We start from the raw sequence: 25,797 nt of genomic DNA, 5'->3' as shown, positions 1-25,797 counted from the left end.
TTCTTCTGGGTTTCAGGCTGACAAATTTTGATGCAAATCGTGAAATAACTCCTATGATTTAAGGGTAATCACGTCCCGCAGGCTTTCGGCCGCCACGCTGCACCTGCGTCGAGACGTGGTCCACCAACACCCGCAACGGAGCGGGGCTGAGGGAGTCACGACGATGCGCAACGGACAGCAGCACATGGGTGCCGCGGATTTGCCGCGCCCGAAGGAAATTGTCTTCCACGTCACCTGCGCACTCATCGTCGCCCATGGGCTATCGCCCTGCATGGCCTGGGCGCAGGCCATCGTCCCCGACGGCCGCACCCTCACCACCGTAATGCCCGACGCGGGCGCCGCAGTGGTCAACATCCACACCGGCACGGTGCTCGGCAACGGCAACGCACTCAACTCCTTCAGCCGGTTCAACGTTGGCGAAGGCCAGGTCGCCAACCTGCACGTGCCCGACACCGCGGCCGCGCTCATCAACCTCGTCCGCGACCAGACGACAACGATCGGCGGCATGCTCAACGCAATCAAGGACGGCAAGATCGGCGGCAAGGTCTACTTCGCCAACCCGCACGGCTTCATCGTCAGCAACACCGGCGTGGTCAATGTGGGCAGCCTGCACGTATCCACGCCCAGCCAGCAGTTCGTGGATGAGTTCTTCAGCGCCGCAGGCGGCGCAGAGGCAAGCTCGGCCCAGCTCGTGGCCGGCACCGCGCCGCGCAACCGCGACGCACAGGTGCGCATCGACGGCACGGTCAACGCCATCGAACAGGTCGCCGTGAGCGCGGGCTCGGTGGTCGTGGGCGGCAAGGTGTTCACCGGCGCCCGCTTCAGCGGCACCGACCCCGACTTCAAGGACGTCGTCAATGTTCACGGCCTCGACGCTGCCAGCACCGTGGCCGTCCACGACGGTCGCATCCTGATCGTCGGCGACGACGACATCAGCGTCACCGGCACCCTGTCGACACGCCGGGTCGCCGACGGCAGCGACGCCACCCTGCGCAGCGGCACCTCGGTGGGTGCGTCGAGCGACATCAGCCTGGAGGCCCGCTCGGTCACGCTCGGCAGCGGCGCCCGCGTGCTTGCCGCAGGCGGCGCCGGCCATGCCGGCGGCGACGTCAACGTGCAGGCCGCCGCCAGCGGCGGACTGCTCGACGTGGTGAGCGACACCTGGGCCCGGGTCGGCATCCAGGGTGCCACCGTCACCGGCCGCGACATCACGGCCACGGCGAAGGCCGAGCATGACAGCAGCCTCTCCCCCGTCGTCACCAAGACGGTCGCGGCCGAAGCCGAGCTCAACGACGCCACGCTCGAGGCGAGCGGCATGCTGGCCGTGCGCGCAGAAGCCGTCGCCACGGTGGCGACACCGGACTTCGTTCCCCTCGCGGTGGTCGACGTCGATGTTGCCGCCACCGTGAAGGTGGCCGGCAACAGCCGGCTCAGCGGCACCGCCGGCACCGAGCTGTCCGCCCGTGTCGACGCCGAACTGAGCGCACGGCCGGGCCTGCCCGACTTCGGCGAACTGCCGGGCGACGCAGGCGTCGCCGTGGTGACGAGCAACACCACCGCCACGGTCGATGTGCTGGGCGACAGCGAGGTGGGCAGTACGCTGGGCCGCAGCGATCTCAGCGCCACCAACAACACCCGGGTGGATGCCGCTGTCGACGCCTCCGCCAGCGGCGACACGGCGGTGGGCGGCGCCGTCGCGGTCACCGTCGTGCGCAGCACCACCCGCGCCCGTGCAGCCGACAATGCCAGGCTGTCCGGGAAAACCGGCGTCGGCGTGCGTGCGGCCTCAACCACCCTCGTCGCCACCTCGGCCAAGGCCGCGGCAGGCGGCGCCACCGAAAAGGGCGCGGAAGAGAGCAAGACCGAGGAGACGCTGGAAACCTACAAGGACGATGCCGCCACCGCCGATGGCGGCGTCACCGTGGCTGCAGCGGTCGCGGTGAGCGACCTCGAGAGCCACACGCTGGCCGCCGTCGACGCCAGCCGTCCGCTGCAGAGCGACGGCGCACTGACGGTGGCGGGCACGGCGCTGACCCAGGCCGAGGTCGAGGCCGACGGCAGCAGCGCCGGTGGCAGTGTCGGCGTCGGTGTCGGCGTGGCGCTGAACCTCGCCCGCGTCTCCAACGAGGCGCGCGTCGCCCAGCAGGTGGAGGCCGCCGGGATCGAGGCCAGTGCGCGCACGCCGGCAGGCGACGACACCAACCTCTTTACCTCGACGGCCACCTCGGGCGCAGGTGCGAGCGACGTCGGCGTTGCCGGCGCATTGGCCATCAACGTCATCGACAACCTCACCACCGCAACGATCTCCGCAGCGGGCGACGTAGACGCGAAGAACGGCAACGTCGCCATTGACGCCGAGAACCGCAGCACCTCGAACGCCAGCGCCACCCCGGCCGAGGATGCCACCGCGAGCGGTGACACGGTGGGGGTCGGCGCTTCGGTCGCGGTCAACGTCGTCAGCAACGAAAGTCGCGCCCAGCTTGCAGACGGCGCCCGCCTGCGCAATGCCGCCGCCCTCGACGTCAAGGCGGAGGGTGACTACTCGGCCCGTACCGAGGCCGAGGCCGGCGCCGAGGGCGGCATTGCCGCCACCCCGGTCGCTGCGGTCACAGTCGCCGACAACAAGACGCTGGCCGGCATCGGCAGCGGCGAAGCGGTGCATGCGAGTGGCGCGGTGAGCGTCGAGGCGCGCCACGCCAGCACCACCGAAACCGTCGCCAAGGGCTCGGCGACCGGCGAGAAGGCGGCGATCGGCATCGGTGTTGCCGTCAACGTGGTCGCGGAGACGGTCAGCGCCAGTGTCGGGCGCGACCTGCACGCGGGCAGCACGATCCGCGTCGCTGCCGAGAGCCGGCATTCGAGCTCGGCCGACGCCACCGCCAGCGCCAAGGGCGGCAAGGAGGAGAAGAAGGACGGCGGCGACGACGACACGCCCGAGGACGGCGTTGACCAGGAGATCGGCCGCCAGGCAGGCTTCGCTCAGGACAAGCAGAAGGACGGCAGCGACAGCAAGACCCAGGCGCCCGACTCGGCCGAGACCAGCGAAGGCAAGATCTCAGTGGCCGCCGCAGTGGCAGTCAATTCAGCGCGGGTCAGCACCTCCGCCACGATCGCTGACGGGGTCGATGTGAGCGCGGCCGGGGCGCTGGAAGTCGAAGCATCCGGCAACACCGACGCCAGCGCGAGCGCCGACGGCAGCGCCGCCGGCAGCACCACGACGGTGGGCATCGGCGCTGCGGTCGCGATCAACAGCGTCACCAGCCACACCGCGGCCTGGATCGGCAACGCCCAGGTCCGCGCAGAGGGCATCGCGGTACGCGCGCTGATGACCGCGGTCGACAGCGACACCGTGAACAGCTTCTCGAGTTCGGCCAAGGCCGGCGCCGGTGCCGGCAAGGTCGGCATTGCCGGCGCCCTCGCCCTCAACCTCATCGACACCCGCAGCACGGCCGAGATCCATGGCGGCGCCGAGCTCGACGCCGACGGCCACGACATCGAGCTGCGCGCCGAGAGCGCGTCCGAGACCAGCGCCACGGCGCTGCCCGACGAGCCCGCCTCGGGCGGCAAGCTCGGCGTCGGCGCCTCGGTCGCCCTCAACCTGTTCCGCGAGGACCTGGTGCGCGCACGGGTGCGCAACGGCGCCCAGCTGATCGACCTCGACAAGCTGCAGGTCGTCGCCGATGCGCGCAGCGACAGCAAGGCCGAAGCCGAAGCAGGCGCCGAAGGCAGCGTGGCGCTGGACGCAGTCGTGGCGCTGTCCGACCTCAAGCTCAAGACCGAGGCCATCGTCGAAGCCGGCGCGCAGATCACCGCAACCGGACCGGTCGAGATCCGTGCCAGCTCGGCAGGCGAGCACGAGGCCACCGCCACCGGTGACGTCAAATCCGACAAGGTCGGCGTCGGCGCCTCGGGCGCGATCATCCTCAGCACCACGCACACGCTCGCCAGCCTGGCGCGCGATCTCGTCACCACGACCAGCGGCGACGACGGCAAGGTGGACATCACCGCCACCAGCACACGCAGCTACGAGGCCATCGCCAAGGCCAGCGCCGCCGGTGGCAAGGCGGAAGACGAGACCACCGCGACCGAGCGCGACAAGGCCGCCACCACCAGCACGCTAAAGGACAACGAAAGCGCCCAGCAAGGCACCGAAACCACAGGCAGCGGCAGCAAGGTCGCCATCGCGGCTGCGGCCGGCGTGCTCGTGCTCGACGACGACGCGCGCGCGACCGTTGCCGCCGGTCGCCGTCTCGAGCTTGGCGGCGACCTCACACTGAGCGCGACCAGCAGCAGCGACTTCAGCGCCCGCGGGCTGGGCAACACGCTCGACGTGACCAAGCTCCAGGACAGCGCCAAGGTCGGCATCGGCGTGGGCGTCGGGCTGGCCATCACCCGCAACGACACCCAGGCCGCGATCGGCGCCGGCAGCCAGATCGTGCGCGCCGGCAACATCGAGGTCAGCGCAACGTCGGCACAGAACACCTCGCCCGGCTTCGCCTACAAGCTCGCCGCCGAGGGCGTGGCGGGCGCAGGCGCGGAGAAGGTCGGCATCGCCGGTGCGCTCGCGGTCGCCAACTCGGAATCGACCACCGAGGCATCGATCGGTGACGAGGTCCGCATCGGCGACATCGACGGCGGCACGCGAGTCGGCAACGTGCGGGTGAGTGCAGACAACACCAGCAAGCTGGCCGCCAAGGCCTGGAGCGCCGCGCTCGCCGGCAAGGTCGGCGTCGGCGCCTCGATCGCGGTCCTGGTATCGGACAACACCTACCGCGCCTGGATCGGCCGCGAGGCCGAGATTGCCGCGATGAGCCTGGAGGTGGCAGGACGCAATCACGCCATCACCGGCCCTGCCGCCTTCGACTGGTCGCTCGAGGGCCTCGAGGACCGCTTCACCGAGGCCAACCTGCAATTGCTGCTCGGGCAGAACAACTACTACACCGAAACCATCGCGGGCGCAGGCAGCAACCAGGTCGCCGTCACCGGCGCCTTCTCGGTCAACGTGTTCGAGGACACGACCGAGGCCGGCATCGACGCCGACGCACGCGTAGCGACCACCGGCGCGGTCGACCTGATCGCCAGCAACGCCTCGACCGCGAAAGCCTTCGCCGGCGGCATCTCCGCCGCAGGCAAGGTGGGCGTCGGCGTGGCCAGCGCAGACATCGCCAACGAAGGCGTGACGCGCGCCGCACTGGGCGCCGCTGCGCGCATCGAGCAATCGTCGTCGATCGCCATCGACGCCTCCAGCACCATGGACCTCGCGGTCATCGCCGCCAGCGCGGGCGCTGCCGGCACCGCGGGGGTGAGCGGCGTACTCAGCCTGATCCTCTCCGACAACACGGTCGAGGCCAGCGCGGGCAACGGCAGCTGGCTGCGCAGCAACGGCGACATCCGGATCGAGGCCGCCAACACTTTCGACGCACTCGGCGTGGCCGGGGTTGCCGGCATCGGCGGCACAGCCGGCGTGGGCGCCTCTGCAGGCACCTTCCTCATCGACAATGTCACGCAGGCCTGGGCCGGACAGGACGCCAACCTCACCGCTGCCGGTCTCATCACGGTGGCCGCAGGCGCCACTCAGGACGTGACTTCGGTGGTGGTCGGCGGCGCCGGCGGCGGCACGGCGGGTGTCGCCGGCTCGGCTGCAGTCAATGTCTACAACCCGGTGACGCAGGCCTGGATCGGCAAGGATGCGCGCATCAACGCAGGCCTGGACGGCGCTGCCCTGGGCACGCGCGCGCTTGCGGTCGGCGCGAGCGCACACACCGAACTGCTGTCCATCGTCGGCACCGTCGGCATTGGTGGCACGGCAGGCGTCGGCGGTGCCGCCGACGTCGTGGTCATCGACAAGGAAACCGCAGCCTGGCTCGGTGAAGGCGTGATCGCACGTACCGGCGCCGCGCTCGACATCACCGCCGTCAGCACGGAGAAGATCCGCTCCATCGGCGTCGGCGTCAGCGCCGGCGGCACCGCCGGGGTGCAGGGCTCGGCCTCGGTGTTGGTGCTCGATGTCGCCACCCTGGCCTCGGCCGGGGCCGGCAGCGCGTTGCACTCCGAAGGCAACCTCGTCATCGCCGCCGAATCGGACAGCGACCTCGACCTGCTCGCCGGCGCCATCGGTGCGGCCGGCACCGCCGCAGTCGGTGCCGGGGCGGCGGTGGCCGTGGTGGACAAGACCACCCATGCCTGGATCGACGACGGCGCATCGGCCACCGCGCTCGGCAAGGCGGCCGCCAGGCAGGTGGCGAGCGGCAACTTCGGTGTCTCATACGCCGCCACCAGCGCCGGCGCGGGCGAAGTCGCCGCGCCCGGGATCACACCCAGCAACGGCAAGGACAGCCTGGCGGGCGGCAGTTCTGCACTCGGCAGCACCCGCAGCAGCGCCTCGCAGCTACGCGACCACCGAGGCCTGGCGGTCACCGCGGTCAACCGGGACGACATCAAGGGCTTCGCCGTCACTGGCGCCGCAGCAGGCACCGGGGCGGTAACGCTGTCGGGCGAGGTCTCGGTGCACAGTACCGACACCCGCGCCTCGATCGGCAGCATCGACGTCGCCCCGGGCACGCCCCGCAGCGGCGTCAGCATCAATGCGGACAACAGCGGCGCCGACAGCGCGCAATCGGTGCTGGTCGCCGCCGGCAACGACAGCTTCCACCTTGGCATTGCCGGCGCCCTGGCCGCCTCGGGCACGGTGGGTGTGGGGGTGGGTGCCGATGTGGCGGTGATGAAGCACGCCACCCACGCCACCATCACCGACCACAGTACCGTCAAGGCCGCGCGCGACGTCGAGGTCGCAGCCAACTCGGTGCAGGAGGTCGTCTCGGTGAGCGCCAGCCTGGGCGCATCGGGCACCGTCGGCGTTGCCGGCAGCGTGTCGGTGCTGAGCTTCGACAACCAGACCTGGGCCTCGATCGGCGATGATGCCGTCGTGGAGGCTGGCGGCAACGTCGTGGTCAAGGCCGACGACGACACCGCGACCACCCTGGTCGCCGGCACCGTCGCGCTCGGCATCGGTGGCGGCGGCATCGGCGCCGGCGTCGGCATCACCCTGATCGACAAGGACACACGCGCCTGGATCGGCAACCGCGCAGTCGTCGATGGCCGCGGCCAGGGCAGCACAGCCCTCACCGCCTACTCGGGCGACGGGGTCGATCTCACCACCGCGATGCGCGGCATACAGGTCCAGGCACGCTCGCACGAGAACCTGTTCACCGTCTCCGCGGCAGGCGCAGGCGGGCTGTATGTGGGCTTCGCCGGCGCCGCCTCGGTGGCGACGGTCGACTCGGACACCCTGGCCTACATCGGCAACGGCGCACAGATCAACACCCAGGCTGGCGCAGCGCACGACGACCAGGACGTCAACGTCAGCGCGCGCAACGATCTGCGCCTCTTCAACGTGTCGGGCGCCCTCGGCGTCGGTGCGGTGGGGATCGCCGGCGCCGTGGATGTCGGCATCATCCGCAACGACACCACGGCCTTCATCGGCGACGATGCCACGGTCAAGGCCCGCCGCGACATCGACGTCAACGCGCTCGCAAAGACCGACATCGACACCTACGTGGTGAGCGCCGCCGGCGGGCTCGGCGCGCTCGCCGGGGCGGTCGGCGTGTATTCGGTGGGCAGCGGGCTGGACGAGGACGCCCAGCGCCGCCTGCAGACCGACGATGGCAACGCCGGCAGCTACGTCGACGGCCAGGCCACCAACGGCAGCATCAGCAACGTGCTCAACGGCTACAGCGACAGCCGCATCCGCAACGCATCGACGCGGGTCGCCACCGAGCGCGCCGACACGGCGGCCAGCGCAAGCTTCACCGCCACCGAGACCCGGCTGCTGCCCGCGGGCACCGCAGCCTTCGTCGGCAAGCGCAGCACGCTGGAGGCCGGCCGCAATATCGATGTCGATGCGCGCCAGCATGTGCGCTTCGACATGCTCAACGGCGGCCTGGCAATAGGCGCCATCGGCCTGGGCGCAGGGGTTGGCGTGACCAGCTTCCGCAGCCACACCACGGCCTTCGTCGACACCGGCAGCACGCTCAATGCAGGGGATGCCGGCACGGTGTCGGTATCCGCCGCGCTCGACGAGGATCTGGATTCGCTCGCCTTTGCCGGCACCGGCGGCATCCTGGCAGTGGACGCTGCCGTCGCCGTGCTCAAGTCCGGTGCGCATGTCGAGGCCCGCTTCGAGCAAGGCGTGATCGTGGAGCAGGCTGGCAGCGTGCGCGTCGATGCCGACGATACGCGCAAGCTGAGCGCCGAGACCGCAGGTGCAAGCGTCGGCCTGATCGCGGCCGGCGCCTCGGTGACCACCGCCGAGATCACCGGCCGCACGCAAGCCAAGGTCGGCAACGAGGTCCGCGTCGGCCAGACCGCGGGGCGCAGCGTCGGCCGCCTGGAAATCACTGCGGACGCCCACCACGAGGTGTCCGCCGAGGCCCTCGCGGCCAAGGGTGGGCTTGGGCTGGCGGCGAGCGGCACGGTCGCCACCGCCACCATCGAGACGGCAGTGGGCGCCAGCACCGGCACCGACGCCCGCATCAAGGTGAGTGACGATGTGCTCATCGACGCGGACGCTGCCACCGCGGCCCATGCCAGCGCAACCGGGATCAACGTCAGCCTCGGTGGCGCCGTCGGCGCCTCGATCGCGCGCGCACGCGTGTCGCCGCAGGTCGATGCCACCGTGGGTAGCGGCAGCCGCATCGAGTCCGCCAGCCTCAGCCTGATGGCGCGCCAGCGCCTGCCCGGCGGCATCGCGCGCTCGGCCTATTCCAGTGCCTCGGGTGCGGCGGGCGGCCTGCTGGTCGGCGCCAACGCCTCGCAGTCCTTCGCCAGCAACACCGGCCAGGTGCGCGCTGGCGTGGGCGACGACAGCCTGCTCACGGTGACCGGCATCGCCACCGTGCAGACGGACAACACCAGCGCCCAGCTGGCGCACGTCTCCGGTGTCTCGGTCGGCTTCGTCGCCATAGGGGCGAACAAGGCCACGGCCAGTTCCAGCACGCTCAGCCAGGCCACGCTCGGCGACCGCGTCGGCGTAAGCGCCGGCACGCTGCAGGTGCTGGCCAACGGCAACAGCACCAACCATGCGCACGGCGTGGCTGGCGCGGGCGGCCTGGTGTCGGTGCCCTTCTCCGCGTCCTACACTTCGACCGTCGGCACCACCATCGCCCGTATCGGCAGCCGCTACAGCGCCAGCCATCCGGCCGATGCACGCATGCTCGAAGTCGGCACGCTCAGGATCGACGCGACCCAGGTGCTGTCCTTCGACAGCTGGATGCGCAACCTCAACGCCTCGCTAATCGGCGTCAGCGGCGCCAACGCGGAGAACTTCGCCTTCGGCAGGACGCTCGCCGAAATCGGCGACAACGCCAGGGTCAAGGGCGACCGTGTCGAACTCAATGCGGCAACCACGCTCACCAAGGGCGCCCCTGCCGGCCTGCTGGCCGGGTCGGGCATCTCGCGCCCGGCCTGGAACGTCGAATCGAGCTCGGGCGGCCTGGCCGACTTCCCCGCAGCCGGCAGCCAGACGCGCCTGCTCGCCGACACCCGCGCCAGGGTAGGCGCGAGCGCGAACATCACGCCGCGCGATCCGGCGGCCCTGGTCGCGGGCGTCGCCATCGACGCCGCGAACCACATCAATGCTTCGGATCGGGTCACGATGACCTCGGGCGGTGCGGTCTCCGCGGCCAGCGGGGAGTCCGAGATCATCACCGTGTGCCCGGCCGGGCGCATCGTGTGCGCCACGGGCCAGACCCCCCTGGCCGCAGTCGAGGTGGCCAACGGCGCCCACATCGAGAGCGCCTGGAACATCGCCCTCGGCAGCCGTACCGTGGCCAGCCTGTCCACCCAGTCCGCGGTGGACGTCTATGGCCTCGTCGGCGTCGCGCCCGAAGGCAGCAGCGTGTCGAGCTACATCGGCAGCAACCGCGTCACCATCGGCGACGCCACCCTGAAGTCGGGCAACGACATCAAGCTGTCCGCAGGCGCTGCCACCAACGGCGCCGGGAGCAGCGCATCGGCCAGGGCACGCACCGACGTCTATAACAACACGGCGATCCCGGTCAATCGCGACCCCGTCGCCGACGCCTTCGTCAACGCCGGCAGCCACCTCTCGGTCGCCGCTGGCGCCGAGATCCTGTCGGTACGCCACGCCTCACTGCATGCCGACCGCGGCTCGAACACCGCCTCGGGCGTGGGCATCGGCAAGGACATCTACCGCGAGACCCTGGCGGCGATCGCGAGCTGGTTCAGCAACCTCTTCGGCGGCGACGACGTCAGCTTCGAGACCCGCACCGGGCGCTCGGTGGTCAACCAGGACAGCAGCGTGCATGTCGACGGCCGTGTGGAGGTCGGCATCAATCGCGAACAGTGGCTGACCATTGCGCTCGACGGCAGCGAAACCCATACCGACGGGATCTCGGTGCTCGACCGCGACTTCATCGGCCTGGCAACCGACATCCTCGACCGCATCGCGATGCTCGAGGAGCTCATCCGCCAGTACTCGGTGGGCAACCCCAGCTCGGACGCGGCAATCGCCGCCGAAGCCTACCGCTCCGAAGTCCGCTTCCTCGAACGCAAGCTCGACGAGATGGGCTTCCCGCGCGACCCCAGCCAGCCGGGTTTCAGCAGCGTGCCGCCGGAAAGCCCGCTCGAAGTCGCCGAGCAATCGCTCAGCGCGATGCAGGACACACTCACCGAGCTGAACGCCCAGGTCGATCGACGCAGCGCCCTGAACACTGAGCTCGCGGCGATTCCGGCCAAGATCACCGCTCTCGAGGCTGAGATCACCGACCTGAACGCTGAGATCACCGGATTCGAGGCTGACCTGGTTGGCCTGGACCCCGACGACACCGACGATGCAGCGGAGATTACCCGGCTGAACGGCCTGATCGCCGACCGCAAAGAGGAGATCACCGTTCGCGAAGGGCAGATCACGACCAAGGAGACGCGCCGCGACGTCGGCATCCCCGCGGAGCTGGGCAGCATCGTCGCGGCCTACCCCAACCTGGACGCCAGGTTGACCGACCTCAACGCGCAGATCACGGATCTCGATCGCGACATCACCGCCGGGGAGTTCAGTGACGTCGCCCTGGCTGGCCCGATCGCGCGCGTGCTCAAGATCAGCGACAGCGTGGCCAAGCTCGGCAACATCGACGTGCGCGGCAACCGCCTGACCGGGACCGGCGTGCTCGACGCCCCGGGCGACGCCAGCATCACCATCACCAACTACGGGCCGAATGTCCTCATCCTCGGCAACATGACGATCGCACCGAATGAAGGCGGCAAGTTGTTCTTCAATGGCGTCGAGGTCAATTCCAACGCCGACATCGCTCGCATCAACCGCGGCGCGGGCACGGCCGCCTTCTCGTCGATCACGACCGCGGAAACGAGCGGCGCCGGCGAGCCGGTGATCCTGGTGAAGAGCCTGTTCTCGCCGCTCGACATCAGCGAAGCCGAGAAGGATGCGATGCGCGCCGACGGCATCCGCCCGCTCGCACCCGACATCATCCTGCGCGGCGACATCAGCAACCTGCGCGGCCTGGTCAAGATCGACAGCGCCGCCGGCAGCATCCGCCTCGAGCAGAAGCGCAAGCCGGACGGCAGCCTGGTCACACCGGTCGAAACCGCGACCATCCGCGCCGACCGTGTCGAGGTCAAGACGCGCAATGGCGACTTCGTGCAGAGCTACACCGACGGCGCCTGGCACGCCGCGGGCGAACCGCTGAAGGTCATCCCGGGCGTCTCAACCGACCCCTTCCCGGCCAACGTGGACAGCATCGAACGCCCCGCGACGGAGCCGGCGGGCGGCATCATCGCCAATGGCAGCGTGCTGATCGCGGCGCGCTACCTCAACATCAACGGCACCATCCAGAGCGGCATCGCCGAATGGGGCGTACGCATCCCCGAAGGCGCCACCGTGAGCCTGCCCGGCGGCGGCACCGGCAGCTTCGCCGACGCGCGCAACGACTACGCCTTGCAGGTTCTCGAGGGCCGGACCAGCACCGGCAGCGAGTACTACACGGTCAGCGGCGCCACGGTCGCCGGGCTCGGCAGCGCCGAGTGGGACGCCTGGGAGTCGATCACGGTGCGCTACAACGCACTGCACGACAGGCTCGAGCTGTCGGGCGTGCAGGTGCAGGGCGGCTACATCGAGCTCTTCGGCCAGATCTTCAGCACCAGCCAGTCGGGCGGCGGCCGCCTGCGCGTGCTCGACGGCTACGGCCGCATCAAGATCGACAACGAGACCGGCAAGACCCTGCTGGTCAACACACTCGATGCCGGCCTCGGCGTGAAGGGGCGCATCAACATCACCGACATCCGCGGCATCGACCCGGCGACCGGGGCGCCGATCCTGAGCGATCCGGTTTCGCGCACCCGCGCGGACGGCGAGGCGCGCACCGGCACCCAGGGGTACGACCCGGTCAGCGGCCTGCGCTACGTGGTCACCACCGGCTACGACGAGGTGCGCATCGACGAGTATCGTTACTCGCAGACCGGCTGGTTCGGCACCGCAATCCTCAGCGGCAAGGCGCTCGACGGCTATCGCCTGCGCTCGATCGAGCGCACCAAGGACCCGCTGCTCACCGACGCCTTCCTCGTCGTCGATCCGGCGGCCGACTACCACTACCTCCCCGGCGGCCCGCGCACGCAGGAAGAGACGGTCAGCAGCGTGCTCACGCCGGGCCGCAGCTGGCGCGAGTGCAACTGGTGGTCGCTGTGCATCTCGGCGCGCTACTACCAGGAGTTCAGCGTCACCACCGGCAAGAAGTACACCACCACCGACAGCGTGCGCGGCGACTACCGCATCGGCATCGAGTACATCGGCTTCGACGAGGGACGCGTAGACATCAGTTCGGTCGGCGACGTCGTGTTCAACGGCAGCGTCAACAACCGCGGCGGAAACACCATGGTCAGCAGCGCCGGCAGCCTGACCCAGAACGGGCCATCCGCGGTATTGGGCGGACACAGTATCGACCTGTCGGCGGGCACCGGGATCGGCAGCCTGCACGCGGACGGCACACCCGACCAGGCCCTGCGCATCCGCCAGTCCGAGGGCGGCGTCGTCAATGCCGGCACCACGAGCGGCTCGATCTACCTCGAGCAGACGATCGGCGACCTCAGGGTCGGCACCATCGGCTCGGCAGCGACCGACAAGGTGGTCCTCGAGTCTGCGGGCGACATCGTCGGCCGCGACGCGAGCGCCCTCGTGCAGGCCCGCCGCATCGACCTCAGCAGCGCCAACGGCAGCATCGGCCGTCTCGACGCACTGGGCGGCGATCCGCTGCGCATCCGCAGCGGCTACACGACGAGCGAGGACGCCGCCGTGCTCGCCCGCCACGGCCTCTCGGCACAGGCGCGCGGCGACATCAACATCGCCAACCTGGCCGATCCGCTGGCCGCGCACAGCTACACCGGCGACCTGCTGGTGGTGGGCGTGGAATCGCTCGGCGGTGACGTACGCATCACCACCACCGGCAGCGTGATCGACAACAACCCCTTCGCCACGGTCGACACCCGCACGGAGGACGAGCTCGCTGCGCTGTGGGACGAAATGCGCCTGCGCCAGCAGCCGAACGACCCCATCACCGGCGCTGCGCGCGGCTCCGACGCCAAGGCGCAGGAAGCGGTCGAAGCCTACGCCAACGGACGCAGCAACAACTACCGGCTGTACTGGCAGTTCCGCGTCCGCCAGGCCGATGGCGGTGCCAGCTACGACCCGACGTTCGAATACGCGCTGACCGCCACCGAGGAGCAGGCCTTGCGCGACACCGGCATGGACACGGCCGACATCGCCGCCTTCGCCGACAAGCGCACCCAGCAATACCGCGCCCTGCACGAGGAGGTGGGCAGCTACACCAGCACCTTCGACGAGGACTTCGACTACCGCAGCCGCCTCAGCGCGGAGGAGATCACCGCGATCACCCGCGGCTCCGAATGGACCGACGCACAGTTGCTGCTATCGGTCGGCGCCGGGCTGCTCAAGGAGATCACCGACACCGTCACCACCATCAAGGCACCCAATGTCGTCGGCCGCACGGTCACCCTGGTCGCCGGCGACGACATCGGCCGCTACGGCCCGGACCAGGTCATCGACACCATCGCGGGCATCGACACCCTGACCAAGGCGCAAAAGGCAGCACTCGCCGCCGTGGAACGCGGTGACGCGATCGTCGACGACGAGGACAACCCGCGCTTCGTCACCATCCGCCAGCCGCAACCGCTCAACGTCGCCAACCGCGACCTGGACGATCCCGCCACGCTCCACGCCACCGCCGCCGGCAAGGTCTTCATCGGCTCCGAGGGCAGCCTGCGCATCGGCCAGGTCAGCGCCGGCGACGAGGTCCGCATCAAGGTCGCCGGCGCATTGCATGGCATCGACTCCGGCGCCGGCGCAGTCCACATCAACAGTGGCGGACGCATCATCCTCGAGGCGGCAAGCGGAGGCATCGGCGGCACCCTCGACGGCGACAAGCTGTTCCTGACGCCGCTCGGCATCCAGCTCAGCGACGGTACCGGACTGATCGCACGCGCCGGCTCCGACATCTGGCTGGCGGCCTCGTCCGGCCTGTTCGTCGACACCGTGTTCTCGATCGGCGACGTGCGCCTGGACGCTTCAGGCTCGATCCTGGACTTCCAGCTCACCGAGAATCCGCTCGACCCCGATCTCAACATCCTGGCCCGCAACGTCAGTCTCAACGCCAGCGGCGGCGAGATCGGCAGCGCGGACAACCCGCTCGACGTCGCGCTCTCCGACGAGGACGGCCGCATCTCTGCAAGCACGGAGGGCTTCGGCAACGGCGTCCATCTCAACGGCACGCTCGGCAAGTTCTTCAACATCGGCGCCGTGCGCTCGGGCGACGCGGTCGCGCTGTCCTCGGCCACCTTCATGTTCATCGACGGCCGCGTCAGCGGCCCGGGCCCGATCAGCCTCGTCGCCGGCGCGCAGATGGTGCTGACCCCGTTCGCCGACGTGCATGCGACGACGCTGGGCGTGTTCCTGAAGGCACGCGACCTGCTCATGCAGGACGCCGGCGACGGCATCCACGCAGCGCAGATGCGCGTCGATGTCGGCACGATCGACCTGCGCACCGATGGCGACGCCGTCATCACCGGCATCTTCACCGGCAACCCCACCGAGAGCGCGATCCTGATCACCGCCGGCGGCAGCGTGTATGACGGCGGCGACACCCGTCTGGACATCATCGCCAACACCGCCCCCGGGGCGACGCTCACCATCCGTGCGGGTGGCCAGATCGGCGGCAACCCGCTCGACATCGACGTACTCAACTTCAACGCCAGTGCGGGCGGGCTCATCCACATCGACTCGCCGGGCTCCCTGATCATGGGCGACGTGACCGCCGAGGGCGAGATCGACATCCGCGCCGCCGGTTCGATCAGCGCCCAGTCGGTCACGAGCCTGAGCGAAGACGTGAAGCTCGCTGCCGATGACGGCGACCTGCGCGTGGGCGCCATCAGCGGACGCGACGTCGAGCTCAGCGCCATGAATGGAGACGCCGAGTTCGGTTCGATCGACGCCCGCAGCCTCGATGTCGACGTCCCTTCAGGCAGTGTCGGCATCGGCGAGCTGCGGGCGACGGAGGTCTCGATCGGCGCACACGACCGCATCGACGTCGATCGCCTCGAAGTCGGTCGCGACCTGCGTCTGAGTGCAGACCGTATCGTCGCCCAGGTCTTCGCCAGCGGTAGCGCCCCCATCTTCGGCGCGATCGGTGGCTACGGCGGCGGGATGGCCTCGGCCATGGACCTGACGCTGAGCGGGCTGGGCGGCTTCCACTTCGACCGCGTCGCCGCCCTCACGGGCAGGATCGACATACCGGTCGGCACGCTGCAGGTGGATCAGTTCCAGGTCGGTGACCGCGTCGTCGTCACCAATCCGCAGACCCGCCTGCTGATCGACCAGCACAACTTCCGCCTGCAGGGCTACGATGCGCAGCTCTACTCCGGCGGCCCGGCCTTCGCCCTCAAGCTGGACCGCAACCTGATCGCCACCGACAGCTTCGTGATCGACCGCCGTGCCTCGCACGAGGTGCTCGGCCCCGACGGCCCGCAGCTGAGCGTGGTCGAATACACCGAGCGCGTACTGGCCGAGTTCCATCTCGCGCCGCCCGCTGCAGGGGCACCGCGCGAGGACGAGGAAGAAAGCCTGGTCAGCGTCGACGCCAACCCGGTCGCGACTGACACGGAGACGCAATGAAGCTGCACCGACAAATGCCATCCTGTGGAGAACTCGCAGCCATGAAACCCGTGCTGATCCTGGCAGCAACGCTCTGGGTGTCGCCTGCCCTGGCGCAGATCCTGCCGCCTCAAGCGGACCCCGGCGCCCTGCAGCAGCGCCGCATCGACGAGGACGAGCGCAGGCGGCAGCTCGAGCAACTCCAGCGCCAGGAGGTCACCGACCCGGTGCGCGAGACCTTGCCGCCCGAAGCCCCGCGCCCGGCTGCTCCCCCGGTGCGCTTCGCCGTCGGTGAGATCCGCTTCACGCCCTCGGAGATCCTCACCGAGGCCGAACTGGCTGAACTGGCGGCACCCTATGTCGGCCGCGAGATCGCTTTCGCCGACCTGCTCGAACTGGTCGACCGCATCAACGCGCACTACCGCGAACGCAGGATCGTCACCGCACGCGCCGTCATCCCGCCGCAGGACGTCTCCGACGGTGTGGTCGACATCCGCCTGGTCGAGGGTCGCGTCGGCGACATCGGCGTGGACGGCAACAGCAGCACCGATGCAGCCTTCATCACCCGCCGCATCGGCCTCACCCCGGGCGCGCTCGTCGACCTGCCCGTGCTGGAGCAGGACCTGCGCCGCTTCAACCGCACCCAGGACGCGCAGCTGCGCGCCGAGCTGGCCGCCGGCACGCGCTTCGGCACCTCGGATCTGCGCATCCTGGTCGAGGAGCCCCCGCGCCACCTGCTGCGCCTGACCCTCGACAATGGCGGCAGCGAAGGCTCGGGCCTGTGGCGCTCCGGTGTGCAATACACCAACCGCAGCCTGCTCGGTTTTCGCGATGAGCTCAGCCTGGGCTTCGTCCGGGCCAGCGGGCAGGAAAGCTACTCGCTCGGCTACGCCTTCCCGGTCAACGCCAGCGGCGGCAGGCTGAGCGTGGCGGCCTACAGCGACGAGGTCGAGATCAAGAAGGGGCCGCTGCGCGAACTCGACATCACCGGCCGCTCCGCCGGCTTCGTCGCCGCCTTGCGCCAGCCTGTCCATCTCGGCGAGCGCTCGCGCACCGACCTCGTCATCGGCACCAAGCACCGCGAGACCAAGAACTGGATCAGCGACGTCTTCCTGCAGAACACGCGCACCCGCGACGGCAGCGTGGGGATCGAGCACCAGGCCGCCGACGACCACGGCTACTGGATCGCGACCTACCACCTGAGCGCCGGGCGCGCGCGCGGCTTCGAGCGCGAGCATTACACGCTCGGCCGCGCCTTCCTGCGCCGCATCCAGGCCATCACGCCCAACTGGTCCTTGCAGGGCAGCCTGAACTACCAGCACAGCAGCGACGGGCCGCTGCCTTCGGGCGAGCAGCTGCAGCTCGGCGGCGAATACAGCGTGCGCGGCTACAAGTCCGGCGCCTGGTCGGGCGACCGCGGCTTCATCGCCAACCTGGAGCTCCATCACCCGCTCATCGCGCTCGCTGCCGAGGGCAATCGCCCTGCCCTGCGCGCCACCGGCTTCTTCTTTGCCGACCACGGCCGGGTGACGCCCTACCGGGCGCCCAGCTCCAGCGAGCCGCGCCACCGCCACCTCGGCAGCGCCGGCTGGGGCGTGCGCGCCGCACTTGGCGAGCGCGTCGACGCCCGCCTCACCTATGCGCGCGCCTTCAACCGCGTGCCTGGAGAGGACGGTCGCCACGAGCTGCACTTCATGCTCGTGGCGCAGTTCTTCTGAACCTGCGGCTCAGGCTGGCGCGTCGATGATGCGCCAGCCGCGCAGTTCGGCGTGGGCGCGCAGACGGGCATCGGGGCGGACCGCCACCGCCTCGTCCGCCCACTCCAGCAAGGGCAGGTCGCTGGCCGAGTCCGAATAGAAAATGCTGCGCCGCGGACGCGATACGCCCCCCTGCGCCGCACTGCCGCGCAACCAGTCTTCCACACGCGCGACCTTGCCTGCGCCATGGCACAGCGCGCCGACGTAGGCCCCGCAGAAGCGACCGTCCTCGCATGCCGGCACACTCGCCAGCAGGTTGGGGATGCCGAAGGCGCGGGCGTAGGGACGCGCCACGATCTCATTGGTCGTGGTGACGATGCAGCACAGTTCGCCGGCCTCGAGGTGCTGCGCCACCAGGTCGCGCGCCGCCGCCGGCAGTTCGGCGCGCACCGCCGCCTCGAAGCGCGCCTGCAGGCCTGGAATCGCATCCGCGTCCACGGCCAGCAGCGTGCGCGCGGCGAAGGCATGCAGTGTCTCGATGTCGATCCGGCCGGCGACGTAGCTTCGGCACACGTTCAGGTAGGCCTCGTCGCTGCCGCCCGGCAGCACGCCCTCCGCCACCATGAAGCGCGCCCAGCGCAAGCCGCTGTCCGACGGGATGAGGGTGAAATCGAGATCGAACAGGGCGAGGTCGAACGCGCTGCGACCGGACGCCTCGCGGTCGCCGGCCTCGTGGTCATGCTCCCCGCGTGCGCGCTGCGCGCGCCCTTCAGCCACGATCTGCACGCGCGTGGTACTTGCCGCCATCCGCTGCCGCGGCCATCTGCCGGGCTCGCCAGCGCTCGGCCTCGCCCGCCGCCAGGCACGCATCGAGCGTGCCGCGCAGCGCATTGGTGAGCACGATGCGTTCGGCACGCAGCAGGTCCTCCACGCGCAGCGGCTGTTCGCGCGCGGCCCACTCGGGGTCGTCGAGCACGGCGGCGCGCATGGTGCCCGGCAGCACGCCGCGCCCGGCGGGCGGGGTGAGCCATTCGCCATCGATGCGCAGGAAGACGTTGCTGCGTCCGCCCTCGGTCAAGCCGCCGTCGGCGTCGAAGAACAGCGTATCGAAGGCGCCACGGGCCTGCGCGGCGCGGATGCCCGCGTCGTAGCGCGCGCGCAGCGTCGTCTTGTGGGCGAGCAGGCCATGCACGTCCCCGATGGGTGCGGCTGCGATCAACACCTCGACCGGCCCAGGCGGCAGCGCCTCGAGTGGTGCCACCACGATCTCGAAGCGGCCGTCCTTGTGCAGTGCCAGCCGCATGCGGCTGGGCTGGCCGGGCGCAAGCCCCGCCACCTGCTGGCGCAGCGCGGCCACGATCGCCGCCCGCGGGCAGGCAAAGCCGAGCGCCGCCGCACTCGCAGCCAGGCGGGCAAGGTGGCGCTCGACATTGCGGATGCCATCCTCGCGCGTCGCGTACAGGGTCTCGAACAGGCCGACGCCCGGGTCCAGCCCGGTCAGGAAGCGCGCCTTGAGCGCGCACTCCTCGAACTCCTCCTCCGCCTGGCTATCGATGACGATGCCCGCGCCTACGCCCATGCGGCCGTCCCAGCCGGCGCCCTGGGCCGCGTCGGCGCGCCGCTGCAGCGTCAGCGTGCGAATCGCCACCGACAGGCAGAAATCGCCACAGGCCTGGTGCGGACGCGTCGGCGCGTCGATCCAGCCGATGCTGCCGGTGTACAGCCCGCGCGGGGTGTCCTCAAGCTCGGCGATGATCTGCATGGTGCGGTGCTTGGGCGCGCCGGTGATCGAACCGCAGGGGAAGAGCGCGCGCAGCAGCGCGGGGAAGCCGGTGTCGTCGGGGAGCTCGGCCTCGATGGTGGAGGTCATCTGGAACACGGTCGGGTAGGCCTCGACCGAAAACAGCGCCGGCACACGCACGCTGCCCGTGCGCGCGATGCGGCCGAGATCATTGCGCAACAGGTCGACGATCATCAGGTTCTCGGCGCGGTTCTTGGTGTCACCGGCGAGCATGCGGGCAATCTCGCTGTCGCCCTCGGCCTCGCGCGCACGCGGCGCGGTGCCCTTCATCGGCCGCGCCGACAGGCACCCGCCCCGGTTGCGCAGGAAGAGTTCGGGCGAGCACGACAGCACGTAGTCGGGCCCGGCCGTGCCCGGCGGCAGCGCGATGAAGGCGCCAAAGGCCACGGCCTGGCGGGCGCGCAGCCGGCGGTAAAGGCTCACCGGCGCACCGAAGGTGCGGAAGTCCAGCCTGTAGGTGTAATTGACCTGGTAGGTCTCGCCCTCGCCGATGGCAGCGTGGATGCGCGCGATCGCAGCGCAGAAGGCGTCGTGGTCGACCGAGGGACGGATATCGAGCACGCCCGCGGGCGCCGGCGCGCGGCCATCGTTGCCATGGCTGGCTCCCGTCTCGTCCTGCTCGCGCGCAAGCAGCCAGGCATCGACGGCGTCGACGCCGAGCAGCTGCAGCTCGGCGAACATCAGCACGCGCAGGCTGCCGCCGTCGGCGGGCGCGAGCCGTTCGTGGCCGGCCTGCAGCAGGCGCGCGCCCCACTCGTAGTCGGCCAGCACCACGGCATGCAGGCCGGCACGCAGGTCGCGGTCGGCCGCCGCCCACACCGCATCCAGCGTGGCGGGGTCGTCGCAGCGGTGCTCGCGCACGAAGCCGGTGTACAGCCGGCTGGTGGGCGCGGTGGCGGTGGCGTGGCAGTCGTCGAGCAGGGCAAAGCAGGTCATGGCGGGCGCCTCAGCTCCAGTCGTCCATGTCGTGCTTGATGGTGTGGCGGTTGGCGATCAGCTCGTCGAGGCTCGGCTGCTCGTCGAGCGCCCGCCGGATCGCCAGCTTGGTCGCCTCGTAGTTGGTGCGGTACATGTCCTTCTTGTCCAGGTTCGGGTCCTTGGCGCAGCGCGGGTCGATCCACACCAGGCTGATGATGCACAGCTCGTCGGCCACAGCGCGCGGGATGATGCCCTCGATCACGCAGTCGAGCACCGCATCGGCAGTGGCCGACTGCACCACGCCGCCGAAGAGCTCGATGTTGGCCGAGTCCTTGAGTGTGACCTTCGGCACCGTGATGGTAACCGGACGCACCATCTGGTTGCAGGCGCGGATCGCGAACATGGCGGTGTGGCCCTTGCTCTGCGCCATCATGTTGGCGAAGGCCTGGCCGACCGGGCCATCGGTACGCCCGATCAGGATCTCGGGCATGGCGTCGGTGAACTGGCCTTCGGCAGCGAGCACCGTGGCTTCGCCGGCATGGAATACGTAGCGTTTGCTCATGGGGTCTCCGTACGGGGTTGTTGGGGACAAACGGAATACGGTGGATCAACCGCCGCCCGGCAGCAGCCATTCGCCCTTGCCGTCGACCGCCAGGTCGCCGACCAGGCGGCGCGGCGCAGGCGCCGGCAGGCTGGCGAAGAGGCCGCCATGATAGGCCAGACTGCGCCGCAGCAAGGCCCAGAACACGGCGATATCGTGCTGCGTCGCGACGAAGGTCGGCGGTGCCGGAGGCTGCGGGCCGGCAAACACCAGCGTCCCGCGCCGCATGCCGTAGCCGCAGTGTGCACCTACCCGGCCGGCGACCGCGATCGTGCCGGCGACCATGCGCGAGGCCAGGAAGTCGCCGGCGTCGCCATGCAGCACCACCGTGCCGCGCCGCATGCGGTCGCCACAGCGCGCGCCCACGTTGCCGTGCACGATGAGCGTGCCGCCACGCATGCCCTCCATGCTGCCGGGCCGCGCAGCGGCGGCGAAGTCGCCGACATCGCCCGCCACCTCGATCCGCCCGCCTGCCATCTCGCAGCCGGCGAGCTCGCCAGCCCTGCCGCGCACGCGGATCTCGCCGCCACGCATGGCCAGGCCCAAGCGGTCGCCGACGTCACCGTCGACGCGCAGCATGCCCCCCTCCAGGCCCTGGCCAATGGCGTCGACGCGCGACAGGTCACCCTCGAGGCGCAGCTGCGGCCCCGGCTCGGCCTGCCCGCCCGGCACTGCAGCGGCTGCGCCTTCCACCGGCATGATGTCGAACAGCGCCCCCATGGCCCGCATGTCGTTGCCGTGGCGCAGCGGCAGGCGCGCAATCTCATCGGCCGTCATCGCCGCCAGCCGCAGCGGCAGCACGCCACCGAAGTCGACGCGGAATTCGGGCTGCACCTTGAGGCGCAGGCACCAGCCTGGTGTCGCGCTCATGCCGCGCCCTCCCCGATCAGCGTGTGCAGATGGAAGTGGAAGGGCCCGAGCTTGCCGCCGTAGTTGCCGGCGGAAATTCGCGTCACCCCGGCCGCCGCGCCGCGCGCGACGATGGCCGCGATGCCCGCACGCATGGCGGCGGAGACATCGGCCTCGGTCAAGCCATCGATGACGATCTCCATCACGCAGCGCGTGTCGGCGTCGAGCTCGCTGCGCCTGGCGAGCGGCGTCAGCGCGGGGCAGAAAGCGTCGTTGGTCGAGGCCATCAGCGTGGCGTACTTGCTGCCCACCTTGGAGCCGGAACGCACCACGCCGCCGGGGAAGGGCATGATCGCGCCGCGCACCGCGCGCATCGCCTCCACCGCAGCCTCGGCGCCGGCGAGCGCGGCATCGGTGTCGCGCGCCAGCAGCAGCAGGTTGCCACCGCCCACCGCCTTCACCATGGCCGTGGTCTCCTCGGCGACGAACTCGCCATCCATCACCGGCACCCGCCAGTAGCGCTTGCCGTCGATCATCTTGGAGATCTGCCAGCCGTCGCCGAAGAAGCGCAGATTCCTGCCAAGCGCGATCGCTTCGCCTTGATCCTGGCCAAGCTCCAGTCCGGCGTAGATCGCCGTGGTCGGGCAAGTCAGCACGCACTGGCCGACGCGACGCTCGAGCTGCTTGGCGAGTTCCTTGCCCGACATCGAGAACAGCAGCACCGAAGCGCCAGGCCGGCCGTCCGGCGTCTCGTCCGCGCCCAGCATGCGCTCGATGCCGGCCTCGCAGCCGCAGGCGATCACCGAGGTCGCGAAGCCGGTCATGGCGACCGCGGCATGGCGCGCCCAGGTCTCGTTGTGGGCGGTGATCAGCACCCTTGTGGCCTTCATCGGGAAGGCCTCGGCGAAGGTGTCGTCTATCGTCACGCCGTTGCGCATCACGCTGTTGGGCGCCATCTCCATCGCGCTTGTCGTCTCCTGCGGCAGGCTGCTCACAGCGGCCTCCCGCGTCCGTGCACCTTGCACGCCAGCAGCGCGCCGCCGTTGCTGCACGAGCACAGCTCGTCGGTGCCGATCTTCATGTGGCGGTAGCTGATGCTGGCGTGGCGATCGGCCCAGGCTTCGACCGTCTTCTCGATCGCCGGGTCGTAGTCGGCCTCGACGAAGTGGGTGCCGCCCACCGGCACCGCCTCGATGCGGCCCTTGCGCGCGACGAGCAGCCCGTCCTTGAAGACGTATTCCGGGGTGGCGAACATCGCCTCGCGGTCGGCCTCCTCGCGATACACCGCAATGTCGGCCGCAGCGCCGATACCGAGCTGGCCGCGGTCGGTCAGGCCCAGCAGGCGCGCGGGCGCGGCACGGGTCATGATCGCGATCTCGTACAGCGAGAGCTCGCGGCGGATCTCGCGCAGGTCCGCCATCGCCGCCACGTCGGGGTGCAGGCGGGCGAGCTGTTCGTCGCGGAAGCGCTTGTCCATCAGCAGCTTGATCAGGTGCGGGTAGCTGGTGAAGGGGCCGCCGTTGGGGTGGTCGGTGGTCAGCACCACCCGCCAGGGGTCGTCCATGAGCAGGAAGATCTCCAGCCCGATCGCCCACTGCAGCGCGTTCACATAGCTCTGTTCGCGGTAGCGGAAAGGCACCACGCCGCAGCCGGCATCGCACTCGATGTCGCCGCCGACGTACTTGCGCGGGTTGCCGAGCTCGGCGTTGGCGAACTGGCGCATGGTGTCGCCCGAGGCGGTGACGGTCTGGCCGAAGATGATCTGGCCGACGTCGATGCTGACGTTGGGCGCGGCGTTGACGCGCTCGACGAGCTGGCGCGCCGCCGAGGAAAACTTCTTCGGCCCTTCCCTGCCGTAGCTGTGGAACTGGATGTGGGTCAGGTGGCCGGGCAGGCCTTCGAGCGCGTCGATGGTGGCAAGCGTCGATTCGATGTTGCCCGCCACGCCGAGGTTGCTGGCGTGGATGTGCAGCGGATGCGGCACGCCCAGCTCGGACAGCGCGCGCGCCAGGCTGTGCACCACCTGGCGCGGCGTCACCTGCCAATGCACATGGCCCTCGTCGACGTCGAGCTTGCGTTGGTTGAACTTGAAGGCCGAGATGCCGCCCGGGTTCACCACCTTGACGCCCATGGCCTTGCTGGCGCCGATCGCCCAGCCGACGTAGTCGCGGATGCGCTGCGGGTCCTCGCCGCGCGCCAGCATCTCGAGGAAGAGCTCCTCGTTGCCCAGCATCACGTAGGCGCCGTGGTCCAGGATCGGCGTGTCGCCCATCTCCATGTGGGCCTGGCGCGCGTTGCTGGCCAGCATCGCCGGCTCGAAGGCCGCGGTGTAGCCCATCTGCGCATAGCGGTAGCCGGTCTCGAGCGTGCCCGGCGTGCAGCAACCGTTGGAGGCGAGCTCCAGCAGCGAGTCGCGCGGCCGGTTCAGGCGGTGGTCTTCGGGCAGCATCATGCGCGCGAGGTTGACCTTGCCGCCGCCGATGTGGGTATGGAGGTCGATGCCGCCGGCCATCACGACGCAGCCGGTCAGGTCGTACTCCGCATCCACCTTGTCCTGCGCATGCAGCACGACAATGCGGCCGTCGCGGATGCCGATGTCGCGCACCTCGCCATCGACGCCGTTGGCGGGGTCGTAGACGCGACCGCCCTTGAGCCTGATCGTCGTCATCGCGCGCCCTCCTTCGCCGCCGCGCCGCTCGCAAGGCGCGCGACCAGCGCCTGCGCCACCTCGGCCACGGTCGCCAGGCCGTCGTCGCGCACGCCATGCAGTGGCAGCGACACCACGCTGTCGGCGCGCAGCAGATGGCCGTCGGCGTTGATGCCCGGCGTCGCCACCGGGATGAACACCGTGCCCGGCTGCGCGCAGCCGGCGGCGAGCGCCGGATGGCCGAGCACGATGCGCGGCAGCGCAGCCGGCGGCGGCGGAAGATCCGGCGTGAAGCTCGCCACCCATAGCAGCAGGTCGACCGCGCGCTCGTCGAGCAGACGGGCAGTGGCGTACTGCAAGGGGTCGTGATCGACGCCCTGCGGCCCCACGCGCGAGCGCAGCGGCAGGCCGGACAGCCAGCTCATCGCCGCATTCGCGGTCTGCGCACCGTCGTTGCCGCCGAGCGTGAAGGCCCCGGCGCGGGTCTTGAGGTTGAGGTTCATCAACAGGCGCAGCAGGGCTTCGCCCACCAGCGCGCCATGCTGCGCCAGGCGGGCCGGTTCCCACACCAGCACGCAGTAGCGCGCGGCACGCATGGCGTCGGCAAGTTCAGCGAGCGCAGCGGGTACGGCCGCAAGGCGGCGGCTGTCGACCAGTGCCGCCAGGGTCGCCACGGTGTCGAAGATGTCGCCCTCGGCGCACAGCGCATCGACCGCGCTCGCCCACGGGATCTCCGCAGCCCCCGGCGTGCCCGCGCCTGCGCCCAGGAACACCACCCGGCCGCCGGCCTCGCGCCCCGCGGCCGGCGCGCAGCGGCGGAAGAACTCGGGATGGCTCGACCGCGCATCGGTGCCGACGCACACGATCAGGTCGGCGCGGTTGCGGATCTCGGCCAGCGTGGTGAACATCTGCCCACGGTCCTGCAGCATGCGCAGCGCGGGCATCATGGCCTCGCCGTGGGCATGGTCGAGAATGGCGCCGCGCACGTTGGCCAGGCGATACAGCGCGCGCATGCCCTGCACATCGGTGGCCAGGCCGCCGAACAGCGGCAAGCGCGCCGCCGCAAGCCGCGCCGCCGCCGCGTCGAGCGCCGCA

9 protein-coding genes are annotated in these 25,797 nt (G+C 70.3%); 2 read left to right on the top strand and 7 right to left on the bottom strand.

Features of this window, described 5'->3' with window-relative positions; translation table 11 throughout:
• Positions 1–163: 163 nt before the first annotated feature.
• Together B447_RS18890 and B447_RS18885 are read left to right on the top strand one after the other, a co-directional pair.
• Positions 164–16,210 carry a leukotoxin LktA family filamentous adhesin gene (locus tag B447_RS18890; RefSeq protein ID WP_002944270.1) on the top strand — a complete coding sequence of 5,349 codons (16,047 nt, stop codon included), beginning with the start codon at positions 164–166 and terminating at the stop codon, positions 16,208–16,210.
• Positions 16,211–16,251: 41 nt separating this feature from the next.
• Entirely contained in the window at positions 16,252–17,907 is a 1,656-nt protein-coding gene (locus B447_RS18885) for a ShlB/FhaC/HecB family hemolysin secretion/activation protein (protein WP_002944268.1), read from the top strand.
• A 9-nt stretch (positions 17,908–17,916) separates the two neighbouring features.
• Here B447_RS18885 and B447_RS18880 read toward each other — a convergent pair whose 3' ends face one another.
• The 7 genes from B447_RS18880 to B447_RS18850 all read right to left on the bottom strand — a co-directional run.
• Positions 17,917–18,693 carry an HAD family hydrolase gene (locus tag B447_RS18880; RefSeq protein ID WP_002944266.1) on the bottom strand — a complete coding sequence of 259 codons (777 nt, stop codon included), beginning with the start codon at positions 18,691–18,693 and terminating at the stop codon, positions 17,917–17,919.
• Positions 18,656–20,623 carry an aminodeoxychorismate synthase component I gene (pabB, locus tag B447_RS18875; protein ID WP_002944264.1) on the bottom strand — a complete coding sequence of 656 codons (1,968 nt, stop codon included), beginning with the start codon at positions 20,621–20,623 and terminating at the stop codon, positions 18,656–18,658. Before pabB ends, B447_RS18880 begins: the two co-directional genes overlap by 38 nt.
• A gap of 10 nt (positions 20,624–20,633) precedes the next feature.
• Positions 20,634–21,167 carry a formaldehyde-activating enzyme gene (fae, locus tag B447_RS18870; protein ID WP_002923488.1) on the bottom strand — a complete coding sequence of 178 codons (534 nt, stop codon included), beginning with the start codon at positions 21,165–21,167 and terminating at the stop codon, positions 20,634–20,636.
• A gap of 45 nt (positions 21,168–21,212) precedes the next feature.
• Positions 21,213–22,076, bottom strand: a complete 864-nt coding sequence (locus tag B447_RS18865; RefSeq protein WP_002944260.1) for a formylmethanofuran dehydrogenase subunit C — start codon at positions 22,074–22,076, stop codon at positions 21,213–21,215.
• Positions 22,073–23,050: a formylmethanofuran--tetrahydromethanopterin N-formyltransferase gene (gene fhcD, locus B447_RS18860; protein ID WP_232431678.1), complete on the bottom strand. Its 978-nt coding sequence runs from the start codon at positions 23,048–23,050 to the stop codon at positions 22,073–22,075. The genes B447_RS18865 and fhcD overlap by 4 nt, the downstream gene beginning before the upstream one ends.
• On the bottom strand, positions 23,047–24,723 hold the full coding sequence (locus tag B447_RS18855) for a formylmethanofuran dehydrogenase subunit A (protein ID WP_002944256.1): 1,677 nt from the start codon (positions 24,721–24,723) through the stop codon (positions 23,047–23,049). The genes fhcD and B447_RS18855 overlap by 4 nt, the downstream gene beginning before the upstream one ends.
• The coding region (locus tag B447_RS18850) for a hypothetical protein (RefSeq protein ID WP_002944239.1) at positions 24,720–25,797 on the bottom strand (1,078 nt) is incomplete at its 5' end. The genes B447_RS18850 and B447_RS18855, both read right to left, overlap by 4 nt.

The sequence above is a fragment of the Thauera sp. 27 genome (assembly GCF_000310125.2).
Taxonomy (GTDB): domain Bacteria; phylum Pseudomonadota; class Gammaproteobacteria; order Burkholderiales; family Rhodocyclaceae; genus Thauera; species Thauera mechernichensis.
This window is presented reverse-complemented; position numbering and strand designations above follow the sequence as displayed.